The sequence below is a fragment of the Thioclava sp. F1Mire-8 genome, from assembly GCF_002213165.1.
GTDB classification, from domain to species: domain Bacteria; phylum Pseudomonadota; class Alphaproteobacteria; order Rhodobacterales; family Rhodobacteraceae; genus Thioclava; species Thioclava nitratireducens.
Map to the genome: position 1 here is coordinate 316272 of NZ_NBNY01000003.1, position 15458 is coordinate 331729.

At 62.6% G+C, this 15458-nt stretch carries 14 protein-coding genes and 1 tRNA gene; 7 read left to right on the plus strand and 8 right to left on the minus strand.

What is annotated here, in order from left to right; translation table 11 throughout:
* Nucleotide 1: 1 nt before the first annotated feature.
* Nucleotides 2–958, minus strand: coding sequence for an NAD(P)H-dependent glycerol-3-phosphate dehydrogenase (locus B6V75_RS12970; protein ID WP_088719959.1), 957 nt, complete (start codon nucleotides 956–958; stop codon nucleotides 2–4).
* Nucleotides 955–2049: a tRNA (adenosine(37)-N6)-threonylcarbamoyltransferase complex transferase subunit TsaD gene (gene tsaD, locus B6V75_RS12975; protein WP_088719960.1), complete on the minus strand. Its 1095-nt coding sequence runs from the start codon at nucleotides 2047–2049 to the stop codon at nucleotides 955–957. Before tsaD ends, B6V75_RS12970 begins: the two co-directional genes overlap by 4 nt.
* A gap of 73 nt (nucleotides 2050–2122) precedes the next feature.
* Here tsaD and B6V75_RS12980 point away from each other — a divergent pair, with 73 nt between their 5' ends.
* The gene (locus tag B6V75_RS12980; RefSeq protein ID WP_088719961.1) at nucleotides 2123–2848 is read left to right on the plus strand and encodes a uroporphyrinogen-III synthase; all 726 of its coding nucleotides are present in this window, start codon (nucleotides 2123–2125) and stop codon (nucleotides 2846–2848) included.
* A gap of 166 nt (nucleotides 2849–3014) precedes the next feature.
* Here the strand turns inward: B6V75_RS12980 and B6V75_RS12985 are convergent, their stop codons facing one another.
* Nucleotides 3015–3437 carry a hypothetical protein gene (locus B6V75_RS12985; RefSeq protein ID WP_088719962.1) on the minus strand — a complete coding sequence of 141 codons (423 nt, stop codon included), beginning with the start codon at nucleotides 3435–3437 and terminating at the stop codon, nucleotides 3015–3017.
* A 94-nt stretch (nucleotides 3438–3531) separates the two neighbouring features.
* On the opposite strand from B6V75_RS12985, the gene B6V75_RS12990 reads away from it, so the two are divergent.
* The 3 genes from B6V75_RS12990 to B6V75_RS13000 all read left to right on the plus strand — a co-directional run bounded on the left by B6V75_RS12990 (nucleotide 3532) and on the right by B6V75_RS13000 (nucleotide 6087).
* Complete coding sequence (locus tag B6V75_RS12990) at nucleotides 3532–4431, plus strand: hypothetical protein (RefSeq protein WP_146735139.1); 900 nt, start codon at nucleotides 3532–3534, stop codon at nucleotides 4429–4431.
* Between the two features lie 10 nt (nucleotides 4432–4441).
* Nucleotides 4442–5959, plus strand: coding sequence for a heme biosynthesis HemY N-terminal domain-containing protein (locus B6V75_RS12995; protein ID WP_088719964.1), 1518 nt, complete (start codon nucleotides 4442–4444; stop codon nucleotides 5957–5959).
* Between the two features lie 52 nt (nucleotides 5960–6011).
* A tRNA-Thr gene (locus B6V75_RS13000) sits at nucleotides 6012–6087 on the plus strand.
* An 82-nt stretch (nucleotides 6088–6169) separates the two neighbouring features.
* Here B6V75_RS13000 and B6V75_RS13005 read toward each other — a convergent pair.
* The 5 genes from B6V75_RS13005 to B6V75_RS13025 all read right to left on the minus strand — a co-directional run bounded on the left by B6V75_RS13005 (nucleotide 6170) and on the right by B6V75_RS13025 (nucleotide 12056).
* Complete coding sequence (locus B6V75_RS13005; protein WP_088719965.1) at nucleotides 6170–7267, minus strand: flagellar basal body P-ring protein FlgI; 1098 nt, start codon at nucleotides 7265–7267, stop codon at nucleotides 6170–6172.
* Nucleotides 7267–8268, minus strand: a complete 1002-nt coding sequence (locus B6V75_RS13010; RefSeq protein WP_088719966.1) for a flagellin — start codon at nucleotides 8266–8268, stop codon at nucleotides 7267–7269. Before B6V75_RS13010 ends, B6V75_RS13005 begins: the two co-directional genes overlap by 1 nt.
* A 1-nt stretch (nucleotide 8269) precedes the next feature.
* Nucleotides 8270–9724, minus strand: coding sequence for a flagellar hook-associated protein FlgK (gene flgK, locus B6V75_RS13015; protein ID WP_088719967.1), 1455 nt, complete (start codon nucleotides 9722–9724; stop codon nucleotides 8270–8272).
* Between the two features lie 30 nt (nucleotides 9725–9754).
* Entirely contained in the window at nucleotides 9755–11089 is a 1335-nt protein-coding gene (locus tag B6V75_RS13020) for a flagellar hook-basal body complex protein (RefSeq protein ID WP_075776701.1), read from the minus strand.
* Between the two features lie 118 nt (nucleotides 11090–11207).
* Nucleotides 11208–12056 (minus strand): flagellar motor protein MotB, encoded by an 849-nt coding sequence (locus tag B6V75_RS13025; protein WP_088719968.1) that lies wholly within the window; start codon nucleotides 12054–12056, stop codon nucleotides 11208–11210.
* 144 nt (nucleotides 12057–12200) lie between these two features.
* Between B6V75_RS13025 and B6V75_RS13030 the strand changes: the two genes are divergently transcribed.
* Genes B6V75_RS13030 through B6V75_RS13040 form a run of 3 tightly spaced genes read left to right on the plus strand, consistent with a single transcriptional unit; the run spans nucleotide 12201 to nucleotide 15447 of the window.
* Nucleotides 12201–12815: a paraquat-inducible protein A gene (locus tag B6V75_RS13030; protein WP_240496962.1), complete on the plus strand. Its 615-nt coding sequence runs from the start codon at nucleotides 12201–12203 to the stop codon at nucleotides 12813–12815.
* Entirely contained in the window at nucleotides 12812–13426 is a 615-nt protein-coding gene (locus tag B6V75_RS13035) for a paraquat-inducible protein A (protein ID WP_233243066.1), read from the plus strand. The genes B6V75_RS13030 and B6V75_RS13035 overlap by 4 nt, the downstream gene beginning before the upstream one ends.
* Complete coding sequence (locus tag B6V75_RS13040) at nucleotides 13423–15447, plus strand: MlaD family protein (protein ID WP_088719970.1); 2025 nt, start codon at nucleotides 13423–13425, stop codon at nucleotides 15445–15447. Before B6V75_RS13035 ends, B6V75_RS13040 begins: the two co-directional genes overlap by 4 nt.
* Nucleotides 15448–15458 lie beyond the last annotated feature (11 nt).

Here is a 15458-nt window from a genome sequence, read left to right on the forward strand (position 1 = left end):
CTCATTCCTCCTTCAAGGGGCGGGCGAGCAGGGCCTGCATCGCCTCGTCCACGCTGATTGTTCGTTCGGTAAGCGCAAGAACCATCGCGGCGACGGGAATTTCCAGCCCCCGCCGATGCGCCAGCTTGTTCAGGGCCCCGGCGGTCGCGACGCCCTCGACGGTGATCGATGGATCGAAGCCTTCGCCGGACCCGATCGAGCAGCCCAACCGGAAATTGCGCGACTGCGTCGAGGTGCAGGTCAACACCAGATCGCCGAAGCCCGACAGACCCGACAGCGTCTCGGCCCGCGCACCCAGTTCCGTCGCGATCCGCAACATTTCGGCGAAGCCGCGGGTCATCAGCGCGGCGCGCGCGGAGTCCCCGAGCCCCGCGCCGATCACGGTGCCCGCGGCGATCGCGTAGACGTTCTTCAGCGCACCGCCGAGTTCCGCCCCGGTCGTATCGGTCGTGCGATAAAGCCGCAGCGTCGGCGTCGACAGCTCGGCCTGCAATTCCTCGGAATGATCGGCGCAGGCAAGCGTCAGGGCGGTCGGCAGACCGCGCGCGATATCGGCTGCGAAACTCGGCCCCGTCAGCACGGCGGCGCGGGCGCCGGGCACCTTGGCGCGGATCAGGGCCGTCGGCCCTTGGCCAGTGGAGAGGTCGATTCCTTTGGAGCAGGAGACCAGGGTTTTGCCCGCGAGCGTCTCGGAATGGGCATCGAGAAACCCGGCCATCTTCTGCATTGGCATCGCGAGAAGCAGCGTCTCGGCGGCGAGCGCGTCCTCGATGTCTGCCGAAACAGTGATGTCTTCGGGCAGCTTCACACCCGGAAGGCGGCGCGAGTTCTCCCGGCTTGCCTGCATGTTCCGAACCTGCTCGGCATCGCGCGCCCAGAGGGTCACCGGTCCGTTTTGAGAGAGGCTCACCGCCATCGCGGTGCCAAAAGCGCCCGCGCCCAAGATCGAAATCGTCATGCCTTCGCCCCTTTCTTTCCCGATCCGAGAAGCGGCGCGGCGCTCCGGTCCAGCGGCCAGCGCGGGCGGGCGACCAGATCCATCCCGTCCTGCGCGCCGCTGCGGAACCGTTCGATCCCGGCCCACGCGATCATCGCCGCGTTATCGGTGCAAAGCTTTAAAGGAGGGGCCACGAATTCGGCGCCCATTTCTTGTGAAACAGTCTCTAATCCGGCCCGAATGGCCTGATTTGCCGCGACGCCACCTGCGACCGCGAAACCGGGATTGGCGGGCGAAAGCTTTAGATATTCCGCCAAGGCACGACGCGATTTCTCGACGAGAACATCCGCGATTGCCTGCTGAAAACCGGCGCAAAGATCGGCGCGGATCTGGCGCGGCAGCCCGTCATGCTCCGCGACCACCCGATCGCGGGCGCGCAGCAGTGCCGTCTTCAGCCCGGAGAAGGACATATCGCAGCCGGGCCGATCCAGAAGGGGCCGCGGGAAGGCGAAAGCCTTGGGATCGCCCTTGCGCGCCTCGGCCTCGACGGAGGGGCCGCCGGGTTGGGGCAGTGCCATCAGTTTCGCTGCCTTGTCGAAGGCCTCGCCTGGCGCGTCGTCGATCGTGCCGCCGAGCCGCGAAAAATCTTCCGGCCCCTTCGCGATCAGGAACTGGCAGTGCCCGCCGGAGACGAGCAGCATGAGATAGGGAAACTCCAACCCGTCGGTCAGGCGCGGGGTTAACGCATGGCCCGCCAAATGGTTGACGCCAACCAAAGGCAGACCTGCCCCAACTGCGAGCCCCTTGGCGCACATTACCCCCGACATCACCCCGCCGATCAGCCCCGGACCCGCCGTCACGGCGATGCCATCCAATGCGCCGAGCCCAAGCCCGGCTTGCTCCAGCGCCTCTTCGACGCAGAGATCGAGCTTCTCCGCATGGGCGCGCGCGGCGATTTCGGGGACCACGCCACCGAAGGCCGCATGCAGATCGGTCTGCCCGGCGACGACGCTCGAGAGGATTTCCGGCTTGCCATCCGTGAGGCGCACGATCGCCGCCGCCGTATCGTCGCAGCTCGATTCAAGCCCGAGAAAGGTCAGCGTGTCGGTCATCCGGGTGCCTGTTGCGTGGGTTATCCAACGCAGGTAACACCGGGGAAGCGTTCGCACAATCCCGGGGCGGTGCATGGACAGCCAGTCTGAGAGACCGATTCTCCTCGTTACGCGACCCGCTGTTGCGGCAGAGGGATTCGTTCGGGCCTTTCGCGACAGGTTTGGCGCCGATTGGCCGGCTGTAATCTCGCCACTGACCGAGATCGAGTTGCTGGACACGCCGATCCCCGAGTTCCAGACAGCGATCTTCACATCGCAACATGCGGTGGCCGCGTTTCATCGGATGGCGCAGGGAAGGGGCCGTCAAGCCTATTGCGTGGGGCTGCGCACGGCACGAGCGGCGCGCGAGGCCGGGTTCGACGCGATCGCCGGGCCGGGCGATGCCGAGGCTCTGAGCGAATTGATCGCCCGGCAGCAACTCGGCGGAAAACTGCTCTTCCTGAGAGGGGAGCAGATTGCCTACGACCTTGAGGAACGGCTGAATTCCGCGGGAATAGAGACTGAATCGATGATCCTCTACCGCCAGCTTCCGCGTCCGTTGAGCGCCGAGGCGAAGGCGGTTCTGCGCGCATCGCGCCCTGTTTTGGCACCGATTTTCTCGCCGAATGCGGCGGACCGCTTCCTTGATGCGCTGCCGCAGGCGCCGCACCCGCCGCTCTTTGTCGCAGCCATGAGCGAGGCAGTGGCGTCTCGCCTCAAAAGCGCTAGCTTGTGCCATCTGGAAGTCGCTCGGCATCCTGACGCGCAAGGGATGCTCGATGCGCTTGCCGTCTTGCTGCAAAGGCAAAAGGCGGGTTGAGCAGGCGCGGGCGGACTTCTAAGTTGATATGAACGCGCAATTTGGTGCGGCAGCGGAGGGCTTAGACGATGGCGAAACGGACAACCGGAAAATCTTCCGAGACGAGTAAGCCGGAAGACGCGAAATCGACCGCCGAGTCCGAGGCCAAAACCGACGCCGCCACTTCTCAAACCTCGTCGAAGGACACCAAGGCGGCGGCGTCGCCCGAGGCGAAAGATAAGCCGAGCACGGCTGCCGCCAGTAAAACGGACACCGCTGCGAAATCGAGCGCGTCGGCGAAGCCGTCCTCCACCTCTACGTCTTCGTCCAAAACGGATACCTCCAAGACCGCGAATGAGGCAGCCAAGTCGACCTCCACTCCGACCTCAGCGCCAGCGACCAAATCCGACACCCCCGCAAAATCGGATGCCGCGTCGAAGTCCAGCTCTACACCTGCGAAGGCTGAGACGACTTCGACTCCGGCTACGAGCAGCGCCAAGGGGGAGATCGAGCCGAAGAAAAGCGAGACAGCGAGCGGCTCGGAGAATAAGTCGCAGACCACGAAGCCGGCGACTGCGACGAGCTCGACGAGCAGCTCGAACGCCGACAAGACCTCGCCGAAAAGCGATACGGCAACGTCCGGCGCGTCGTCTCAGCCTGTGATCGAAAAGCGGGGCGGGTTCGGCTCTGCTTTCCTCGGAGGCGTGATTGCTGCCGTGATTGGGGCCGGCGTTGCGATCTGGGCGATCCCGAACCTGCCGCCGCAGCTTTCGGGATGGCTTCCGAACGCGCCGACCCCGGTCGATGGGGCCGCCATTCAAAGCCAGCTAGACGATCAATCGAAACAGATCAGCCAGCTCTCGGAAGAGCTCGCGACCCTGAAATCGTCGCAACCGCCGGCGCCGGATCTGTCCGGTGTGCAGGGCGCGCTCGATCAGGTCAACGCGGATATCCGGACGAATAAATCGGCGCTCGAGGACTTGAAATCGCAGATCGCGTCCCTGCAAAGCGACAATGGCGGCAGCGCGGCTCAGGACGAAATCGAGGCGGCAGCGAAAGCCGCCGAGGCTCGGATCAAAGAGGCCGAAGCGCAGGCCCAGAGTCTGAAATCGCAAAGCGAGGCGGCGGCCAAGGCGGCGATGACGCAGGCCGCGGCGGCGCGCGTGAAAGCGGCGCTCGATGCGGGAACGTCGCTCGACGCGCCGCTGGCCGATCTGCGCGACGCGGGTGTCGACATTCCGGCGGCGCTCAACGGCGACATCCCGAGCCTTCAGTCGTTGCAATCGAGTTTCCCGGATGCCGCGCGAGCCGCGCTTCAGGCGGCGCGCCGGACCGAAACGGGTGGCTCGATCAGCGATCGAGTTGGCGCCTTCCTTCTGGCGCAGACCGGGGCCCGGTCGGTAGCGCCTAGAGAGGGCGACGGGGCGGATGCGGTGCTGTCGCGGGCGCAGGCCGATGTCGATCGCGGCGCGCTCTCCGATGCGCTCGACGAGATCGCGAAGCTGCCCGACCCGGCGCAGGAGGCGATGTCCGACTGGGTGAACCGGGCGAAAACGCGGATGGCGGCGATCGACGCGGCCAACCAGCTTGGCGCGACGCAATAAGGAGACAGACATGATCTGGTCATTCATCAAAATCGCGCTGTTTCTGATTGTCGTCGCCGCCGCGACGCTGGGCCTCGCGCATCTCGCCGAGATGACGGGCGGTCTTCGGATCACCACGCTCGGCATGGAATTCACCCTCGGCCCGCTTCAGGCGGTGATCGCGGCGATTGTCCTGTTCATCGCGATCTGGATCGTGATCCGTATCGTCGGTCTGGTGGTGGCGTTCTTGCGCTTCCTGGCGGGCGACGAAACCGCGATTACCCGCTACTTCGACCGCCATCGCGAACGCAAAGGCTATCAGGCGCTGTCCGAAGGGTTGCTCGCGGCGGCGTCCGGCGAGGGCAAGCTCGCGATGTCGAAAGCGGCGAAGGCCGAACGCTATCTGCAACGCCCGGAGCTGACCAACCTTCTCACCGCGCAGGCTGCCGAAGCCTCGGGCGACTCGAAGAAAGCGACCGAAGTCTACAAGCGGCTTCTGGCGGATGATCGCACGCGGTTCGTCGGGATTAGGGGGCTGCTGCGGCAGAAGCTCGAAGCGGGTGACACCGAAACCGCGCTGAAGCTCGCGCAGAAAGCCTATGCGATCAAACCGCGCCATCGCGAGGTTCAGGATACGCTTCTGAGCCTGCAGACCGAAACGGGCGACTGGAAAGGTGCGCGCGAGATCCTTCAGGCGAAGATGCGTCAGGGCGAATTGCCGCGTGATGTGCATAAACGCCGCGACGCGGTGCTCGCGCTGCAAGAGGCGAAGGGTGTTTGGGAAGAAGGAGCGAGCGTCGAGGCGCGTGAGGCCGCGATTTCGGCCGCCAAGGCGTCGCCCGATCTGGTGCCGGCCGTGGTGATGGCGGCGCGCGCCTATATCGACAAGGGTAAGAAGGGCGCGGCGGAGCGGATCCTGCGCAAGGCGTGGGAAGTTCAGCCGCATCCCGATCTTGCCACCGCCTTCGCCGAGATCGCCCCGGACGAGTCGCCCGATGCACGGTTGAAGCGATTCTCGAAGTTGCTTTCGAGTCGTCCAGACCATGAGGAAACGCGGCTTCTGAAAGCCGAACTGAACATCGCGGCCGAGGATTTCCCGGCGGCGCGCCGGGCGCTGGGCGATCTCGTCGAGACGCATCCGACGGCGCGGTCGCTGACGATCATGGCCGCGGTCGAGCGTGGCGAAGGGGCGGAAGATGTCGTCGTGCGCGGCTGGTTGGCCCGCGCCCTGACCGCGCCGCGCGGTCCGCAATGGTGCTGCGACAAGTGTCAGAACATCCAATCCGAATGGACACCGATCTGTGATAACTGCAACGGTTTCGACACGCTCAGCTGGCGCGAGCCGCAACAGGCGCAATCGCCGCTGCCGCATGGGGCGGAGATGCTGCCCTTGATCGTCGGCAAACCGGCTGCGGAGCCCGCGTCGAAGGAGGAGGTTCAGTCGGAGGACGCTGCCATTCAGGACGCTGAAATCGTCGACCCGCCGAAGGATGAGGGCGATGCTGCAGGCGCATCGAAGGAGGCACAAAGCCGAACTGCGACAGCTTGATCATTTTGGGGCTACACATCCCCGAAAGAGCATGGTAATCGCCCGCCAGAGTGCCGGTGTAGCTCAGCTGGTAGAGCACGTCATTCGTAATGATGGGGTCGTAGGTTCGAGTCCTATCACCGGCACCACTTCCTGAAAGTTCAGGCGCAAAGGCGGAACCGCAAGGTTCCGCCTCGCTTGTTTCCGCCTCGTTTTTCGAGTGCCTTTCGATCAATTTACCACAAACTCAGCATGCAATGCCCCCGCGGCATTGATGCTTTTGAGGATGTCGATCATATCGCGCGGACTGACGCCGAGCGCGTTCAGTCCCGCCACCACTTCCGATAGCGAGCTGCCCTGCGCGACCTCAGCCATACGAATGCCGGGCTCTTGCGTCAGCGTTGCCTGCGATCTGGGCACCACGACCGTATCACCTTGTGAAAATGGATTGGGCTGCACCACGAGGGGACTTTCTTCCACTTTGAGGGTTAGGTTCCCCTGGCTGACGGCGACCCGCGATATCCGCACGTCGCGGCCCATGACGATCGTGCCCGAACGCTGGTCGACTACCACCCGAGCGCGCTGCTCCGGTTCGACGCTGAGATTCTCCACTCGCCCGATTGCATGTGCGACCGAGCGCGCGCGCGTCTCGCGGATGTGCAATGCGACCGTGCCGCCATCGAGCATTTCCGCGACGCGCCGGCCGTATTCGCGGTTGATCGCGTTTTCTATCCGGGCTGCGGTGGTGAAGTCTGGCGTGCGTAGCGCGAGGCGCACCGTCTCCAGATCATTTATCTCAAACGCGATTTCACGTTCGACGCGCGCGCCGGAAGGAATGTTTCCCGCGGTCGGCACCCCTTGAGTCACCGAAGCGCCGTTCCCTTGTGCTACCGCTCCGCCGGCAATGATGGCGCCCTGCGCCACCGCGTAAATCTCTCCATCCGCCGCCTTCAGGGGGGTCATGACGAGGGTGCCGCCGAGGAGACTCTTCGCATCGCCAATTGCTGAGACCGTGATGTCGATTTTACTTCCTGCGCGGGCAAAGGGCGGCAGGCTCGCCGTGATCATGACGGCAGCGACGTTTTTCGGTCGAAGCTGCTCCCCGGTAACGTTAACGCCCAGTCGTTCGAGCATGTTTGACATGATTTCTTCGGTAAAGGGAGCGTTGCGCAACCCATCGCCCGTTCCGTTCAGCCCAACGACGAGCCCATAGCCGACGAGGTCATTTCCGCGCACGCCATCGAACTCGACGAGATCCTTGATCCGGATCGGTGCGCTTAGGACGAGCTGCGGAATGATCAAAAGCGCAATAAGAAAATAGCGCCACATCACATGTAACCCGTCATCGAGAGGTTAGAGAGCCGGCTGGTCAGTAGGTAGAGCGTCTCGATCTGAGACCGTACCGCTTCGAGCGCGGTCGCGGACTCGTAGGGGTCGGCCCCGATGAGTGTCGTTCGTGCGATTTCGAGACTGGCGCGTTCGGCATCGTTTCGCGTAGCGGCCGAGGCGATCTTGCCTTCGACAGAGCCGACTTTCGCTGCCAGTTCGACAGTCGAGAGAGATCCCGAATGAATTCTCTCGCCTGCCCCCTTTGCGAGCGCACTTCGCTGGACTAGATCTCCGTCAAACAACCCGCGGTCCAGAAGCGCGCCTATGGCGTAGCCTTTGATCGTATCTTTGATGCGTGGATCGTCCGCGGTGACGTCGATTGCCGCGGTCTCGCTTTCTGCGATGTGAAATTTACCTCGCGCTTCGCCGCCTTGATAGAAGATTGCGCTAAATCCGGCGGGATCGTCGAACCAAACATCGAGCGTCATGAGCACGTCCGTCGCACTGGTCGCTCCCGCGATCTCCGTGGAAAGGGAGACGAGAATCGTTTCTGAATCGGGCAGCGGGGGCGTGTCGCCGCTGTCGCCCGCGAATATGTATCGCCCGACTGAATTCGTGTTGAGAGTTGCGATCAAGGCGTCAAACTTTTCGGCAGCAGACGCTACGGTTGTGTCGATCATTGTCTTGCTGGCGGTTGTCGCCGCGGACATGAGTGCCATGCTGACGCCATCGTCGAGGTTGGCAACACGCTCGAGGCTGCTTTGCATCGCTTCGGTGTATTGGCGCGCCTCGCTGGTAGCCAGAGCGAATGCATCGAACAGTCTGAGGCTTCGATTGATCGCAGTGAGCGCGCTGAAATCGCCCGCAACCGCGGTGCCGAGGTCGGATTTTACGCCTGACGTCACTTCTCGGGTAAGGCTTGCCAGTCTCGTATCGAGCGCGGCGCTGTGGCGTCGCATCTGGAAATTCAGCGCCATGTCTCCGAACGAGAGATAATTCATCTCAAATCTCCAGAAGCTGTTTGATCAGCGCGTCCGCGGTTTGGATGACCCGCGCGTTGGCGCTATAAAGTTCTTCAATTTGCAGAAGTTTCTGCATTTCGTGATCTGTATCAACGCCATCCGCGAGCGCCTGTTCTTTCAATGTATCGTAGCGGGTCTTTGCGTAGGTTTGTGTCGCTTCATTGCGTTGTCGGTCGCTCGTTACTTGGGAGAGAAAGCTCGCGAAAAGTTCCGCGCTCGAATGATGCGAGGAACCGAAATTGCCAGAGCTGGGCGCGGATGGGGTCGTGAAGGCGGAGGCGAGGGCAAAAAGATTTTCCGCGTTGCTCACAGGGCCGGGGGAGGCGGCACCGAGCCCGTCGCGCAGCAGGGAGAGCGCGCCGCCTTGTTCAGGGTCCGCAAGCGGGTTGATAGCGATCCGGCCGGCGAGGCCGGTTTCATCGAGCGGATCGAGCGGGCCTCCATCATCGGTGAAAAGCCCTGCTGTGCCGCCGCTGAGTGTCGGGTCGATCGCCGGATCGCTGACCCTCTCAATGAGGTCGCGAGAGAGTGCATCTATCTGGATTTGCTGGTCTGGGGCGAGCGTATCACGGATCGTGAAGAGAGCACCCAGTGATCCGCCGCCGAGGAAGCCGCCCTCGTCCATTGAGACGGTGTTTCCGTTGAGGGTCAAGCCGGAGAGGGTGCCTCCGACGTAGGTCATATCCGGTGTGATAATGCCGGTTGATGTGAAACCGATTTCTACGGGGTTCCCTTCGAGAAGAGCAGCGCCGCCCGTGGTAAAGAGGGCGATTTGGTCGTTTTCGCGGGTGGCTTGCCGGATGGGGACGATGCTGGAGATCTGGTCGACCAATGTTTGGCGTTGATCCTTGAGCGCATTCGTGTCGTGGCCCGCGGCCTTTCCAGCCAGTATCGAAGCGTTGAGTTCGTCGACCTGCGAGAGGGCGGTATTCAGGGTGTCGACCTGTGCCGCGATTTGCCGGTCTGCAGTCATTCGGCTGTCCTGCAGATGTGCCGAAAGCGCATTCAAGTGATCGGTGACGGCCCGGGCGGAGTCAAGCACAGTGGCTAGGCGGGCTTCGCTTTCTGGGCGGCTGCCAGCTTCAACGAGTGAAGCTTCAAACTGCGCAAATTTGGACGACAGGGAACTCGCGTCCTCTGGTGTGCCGATACGGGCTTCGAAGGTCGACAGGAAATCGTAGCGGATCGACGCGTTTTGTGTTGCGGCCTCGGAGAGGCGAAGATCGCTTCGAAGAGTCTCGTTGACGATACGATTCACGCTCAGAACGCGGACTCCGGCGCCTTGCCGTCCGACCATCTGGGCACCAAGTGAAACCTCGCGCCTGGCGTAACCTTCGGTAAGCGCATTCGCGGTGTTGGAGGCGACAACCTCTGCCATACGCGAAGCCGCGGTGAGCCCCGACAAGGCATTGGACAGCGTTTGCGAGATTCCCATTTTGACCTCCTTTAGCCGGTCCGATCAGGATCAGCGTTTGATATTGGTGGTTTCCTGCAGCATTTCGTCGACCGTCTGGATCACCTTGGCGTTGGAGGAATAGGCGCGCTGCGTCTGGATCAGATTGGTCAACTCCTCTGCGACGTCGACTGTCGATCCTTCGCGGGCATATCCCTCGATCGAGCCTGTGGGACCGTCGCCAGCATTCCAGAGAAAGAAGGAGCCCGACTTCGACGACACTTCGAACGTCTGGTTGTCGAGCGCGATCAAGCCGTTCTGATTGGGCACGTCGACGAGCGGAATCTGGTAGACGGTGCGGATGAAGCCGGTGTCATAGGTCGCCTTGATATAGCCGTCCTTGTCGATCTCGACCGCAGTGAGATTACCGACTGGCGAGCCATCCTTCGTGATCGATGTGGGCGAGAAGCTGTCGGATAGCTGGGTCAGCCCGTTGGTATCACCGATCTTGCCGATCGTGACGCTGAGCGGTCCGCCTGCCACGGTGAGATCGAGCGTGCCGGTTGCGGAATCGTAGGAGCCACCATCGATGACATTGACGGAGGCGAGGGTGCCGCCGCTGCTGCGGCTGTCGTCGAAGGTCAGCACGTAGCGCCCGATGACGCTTTCATCGATTCCGGCGGTGCCGGGATCATCGACCGTCGCGCTGTCCCGAATGACCATCGCCCATTCGTTGGAGGAGCCAGTTGCGGGGACCGTCGGATGGAAGGTGATATCGAGCGTTTCGGAGGTTCCGAGATTACCGAAATATTCGACCGAGAGCGGCAGCGTATCGCCGCTCGCCCCGGCCTCCGTGTCGGTGGCGGGAAGGTTGACGCCGAGATTGAGTGTCGTGGTCGGGTCGCCGGCGGTCTGGTTGGCATTGATCACGACGGGTTCCAGGCCCGACATCGTGTCGCGCGCGAAGGTCGGGATCGTCCCGTCCGCGCTGGCGGGCCAACCGAGGAGAACGAGCCCGGATTCCGTCATCAACGTCCCGTTCACATCGCTGCGGAAGGCGCCGGTCGTCGTCATCTTCAGCGGCTCGTCTCCCGTCGAATTGTCGAGCGCGACCGCAGTCATCACGGGAAGCATGCCGCGGCCGGACACCGCTATATCGAGCGCGTTCGATGTCGAGACGAGCGAGCCACGCTCCTCGATCAAGCGGCTCGTGGCTGCGCGGACGCCACCGGCGGAATAGGAGCCGGTCTTCGCGGCCTGATTGATGACGATACTCTCGAATTCGGTGACGGCGCGCTTGTAGCCGTAGGTGCCCGAATTGGCGATATTGTCCGAGATCGTTGCAAGGCGGGTGGCATTCGCGGCCAAGCCGGCCACGCCCGCATTGAGCGAGGAAGAAATGGACATGGATGCGCCTTTCTGCTGCTAAGTCCGAAATTCCCCTTACCTTTGCGCGCGGGTATTTAAGATCGCCCTAACGAGTCCGTCCTTTTACCTCTGTGGTTACCTCTTCGCTAAGGGCGCCTTACCGGCCATTGCGCAGAACGATCACTTCGAGACGGTTGTTGCGCAGATCCATCGCGCGCGTGACCTTCGGTTTGCGATCGGCGAAGCCGCTTACGCGCTGCAAGCGCTCGGGAGGGAACCCGGCCCCGTTCAGCAATTCACGCATCGCTTGCGCACGCGCGGCCGAAAGCTCCCAGACCGGGTCCTTGGCCAACATTTTCGGATAGGATTTCGTGTAGCCGTTTATCGCCACGTTATTCGCGACGATCGAGAAGACCCGCGTAAGAATCTTCGCCAGATCGGTGAGCACCGGCTGCGGCTTGGCCGTGTCACCGACGAACAGCGGCGCGTCGGGTAGATCGGAGATCTCGATGATCAGACCTTCGTCGGTCACCCGGGTCACGATGTGGCGGGCGAGCTGCTCGCTGACCATCGACTCTCCGCCGACGCCCATCAGCGCCTGTTCGATGGCCCGGGCCACCTCCCTGAAAGCGGCCTTGTCGTTGTTCTGCTTGTCCTCGGCGGATTTCTCGCCACGGGCCTGACGCTCTTCGGTCGGGCGCTGCGAGATGGCGCCAGTGCCGGTCTGCGCGATCTGATCCTCGGAGAAGACGGAATCGCCGCCGAAAGCCCCTTCGCCGCCACCGGAGATCCGGTTGATCGGGATCGTCGGATTGAAGTAATCCGCGATGCCCTTGCGTTGTTTCTCGGTCGTCGCGTTCAGCAACCACATCAGCATGAAAAACGCCATCATCGCAGTGACGAAATCAGCGTAGGCGACTTTCCACGCCCCGCCATGATGTCCGTCGCCGCCGGTGACCTTCTTGCGCTTGATGATAATTGGCGCGGCGTTTTCGCGGTTGCTCATTCCACCACCTCTTTTCACCCGCGTCCGCTATAGTGGTCGCGTGTTAACAGGTGATTGATGGATAAAAAGCGCGCTATCGGCGTCTTCCCTTGTCGTGGCGCTGGCAGTCGCTAGATTTAGCGGATGGATGGGGACCCGAACACAATGAACGTTGACCCGGCCGATCTGATTGCCTGTCCGCAATGCGACGCGCTGTACCGCGCCACGCATCTGCCCGACGGCAAGCGGGCGACCTGTGCGCGCTGCGGAACCGTTCTGATCTCGCCGCGCGAGAGGTCCTTTCTGCACGTCGTCGCATTCTCCTTCACCGGGATGATCCTGATGATCGGGGCGATCTTCTTCCCCTTCCTCGAAATCTCCACCCGCGGGTTGAGTCACGAGAGCTCGATCTTCGGCGTCGCGATGGCGTTTTCCGACGGCTGGATCGCGCCTCTGGCTTTCTTCGTGCTGTCGATGATCGTGGCGCTGCCGATCTTCCGCTTCGTCGCGCTGATCTACACGCTCTGGCCGCTCGCCAATGGCAAGCCCGCATGGAAACACGCCGCGACCATGTTTCGCCTCGCCGAAGAGAGCCAGCCCTGGGCGATGGCGGAGATCTTCATCATCGGGACAGCTGTGGCGCTGGTGAAACTCGGGGGTCTCGCCAAGGTGTCGCTCGGGCCCGCCTTCTGGGCCTTCTGCGTGCTCATCATCGTGATCGCGCTCAAGAACTCCTTTGTCAGCAAATGGACGATATGGGACGCGATCGAGCGAAAATGAACGTGCTGACCGCCACCGATGCCGGATTGATCGGCTGCACCCGCTGCGGTCGGGTCTGGACGCCTGATCATGCGCATTGCGAGCGCTGCGGCGCGACGCTGCACAAGGTCGACAAGACCGGGCTGCAGCGGGTCTGGGCATGGTGGTTCGCGGGGCTGATCTTCTACATCCCGGCCAACCTCTACCCGATGCTCGTTACGGCGACGCTCGGTCACGAGCAGAAAAACACCATCGTCGGCGGCGCGATCGAGCTATGGCGCCATCACAATTACGGCGTGGCGCTGATCGTCTTCGGGGCCTCTGTGATGATCCCGATCGGGAAATTCATCGCCATCGCCTATCTCGCCATCGCGGTCGGAAACGAGCGCCGCAAGGGTGGTCATCCGCATCTGCACCTCTACGAGGTGGTGGAGTTCATCGGTCGATGGTCGATGATCGACGTCTTCGTTGTGGCGATCCTCTCCGCGCTGGTGCAGCTTGGCTTCGTAGCCTCGATCCATCCCGGCCCTGCCGCCGCGTCTTTCGCCCTCTCGGTTGCATTCACCATGCTATCCGCACAAAGCTTCGACCCGCGCCTGATCTGGCGCGGCCCTGACAGAGTGAGTTCATGAACGACACCCCCGAGACCGGCCCGGCAGAACTGGAAACCTCCAACGCCCCGCGCCCGATCTGGACGCGGCTTTCCGTGGTCTGGATCGTACCGCTGATCGCATTGCTGATCACGCTTGGTGTCGCCTGGAAGACGGTCTCGGATCGCGGGGAGCTGATCCATATCGATTTCAAGGACGCGACCGGAGTCGAGGTGGGCACGCCTCTGAAGTTCCGCGAGGTCGAGGTCGGCAAGGTCGAGAGCGTCTCGTTCACCCACGATCTGGAGCAGGTGCGGCTGGGCGTGCGCCTCGACAACGAGGTCGCACCTTACGTCGATCAGGATGCGAAATTTTGGCTGGTCCGCCCTGAAGTGTCGGCGCGTGGTATTCAGAACCTCGGGACGGTGCTGTCGGGCACCTATATCGAGGGCTTCTGGAACAACAAGCCCAACGGTTCGCAGACCCTGTTTCAGGGACTGGACAAGCCGCCGGTCTCTCCCGATCCGAGCAAGGGCACCATCATCGAGTTGCGTGCGAAGGACGCGGGCGGGATCGTAGATGGGGCGCCGGTTCTCTATCACGGGCTGACCGTGGGCCATCTTCAGAACCTGCGACTCGACGACGACGGCTCCGGCGTGATCGTGGACGCATTCATCGAAGCGCCGCATAACAAGCTGCTCACCACCCAGACCCGGTTCTGGGACACGTCGGGCTTCTCCGTGAAATTCGACACCTCGGGTCTCAGCCTCGACGTGCGCTCGCTTGCGACGCTGGTACAGGGTGGGGTGGAGTTCGACACCTTCACCAGCGGCGGCGGGATCGTCGAAGATCAACAAGCGTTCCGGCTCTATGACAGCAAAGACACTGCGGAAAACTCTGTCTTCCAGTCCGATGTGGTCGATCCGCCAAAATACACGCTGCTCTTCGACGACCCTGTGCAAGGGCTCGAAGTCGGCTCGAAAGTGCAGTTCCGGGGCGTCGAGGCGGGCGAGGTCACCGCGCTCGCGATCAAGATCCGCAAGGACAGCACCGGTCAGCGCTACGCGCAGCAACAGCTGACGATCGCCCTGTCGCCGGACCGGCTCGGGCTGTCGCGCGACGCCGGCGAAGAGGCCGTGACCCAGTTCCTGCAGGGCGAAATCCAGAACGGCTTGCGGGCGCGTATCGCGAATACCGGCCTTCTGGGCGGCACCATGGTGATCGAACTGACCGATGTGCCGGATCTACCGAATGCCGAGATGAATCTGGATGCCGATCCCTATCCGACGATCCCGACCGCGCCTGCGGCCGAGAACGATCTGGCGAAATCGGCGAAAGGGGTGTTCAAGCGCATCGAAGGCCTGCCGATCGAGGAAGTGATGAACTCTGCCATCCGCACACTCGACTCGATCTCCGCCGTGGCCGAGAGCGAAGACACCCGTAAGGTGCCGCGCGAATTGTCCGGCCTGCTGGAGCAGCTCAAGACCTTCGCGACCGATCTGAACAACAAGGATGCCGCAGACAAGACGGTATCCGCGCTCGACAGGGTGACAGAGGCTGCTTCTTCGGTGCTTGAAGAAATCTCGGGTCTCGACAAGACGCTCGCTTCCGCGGATCGCGCGGCTTCTGCGATCGCGGATATGCCGCTCAAGGACGTGGGCGACAAGCTCGACACGATCCTCGCCAGTATCGACGCGCTGCTGAACAAGCCCGGCACGCAGGACCTGCCGCAATCGCTCAACGATACGCTGACGCAGACGGCGGCGATCCTGAACCAGCTGAAGGAGGCCAATGCCGCCGACAAGCTGAACCAGACCCTCGATGCGGCGCAGAACGCCGCGAATTCGGTGTCGAAAGCCTCGGACCGCCTGCCGGAACTGACGCAGAAGCTGCAATCGCTGGTCGATCAGGCGCAGGCGCTCGTCGCGACCTATGGCCGTGGATCCAACTTCTCGAACGAAACCCTCAGCACACTACGTGAGCTGCGTCGGGCGATCTCGAACATCGGCTCGCTCGCGCGTATGATCGAACGAAATCCGCAGTCCTTCATTCTGGGCCGCTAACAGGAGATGAC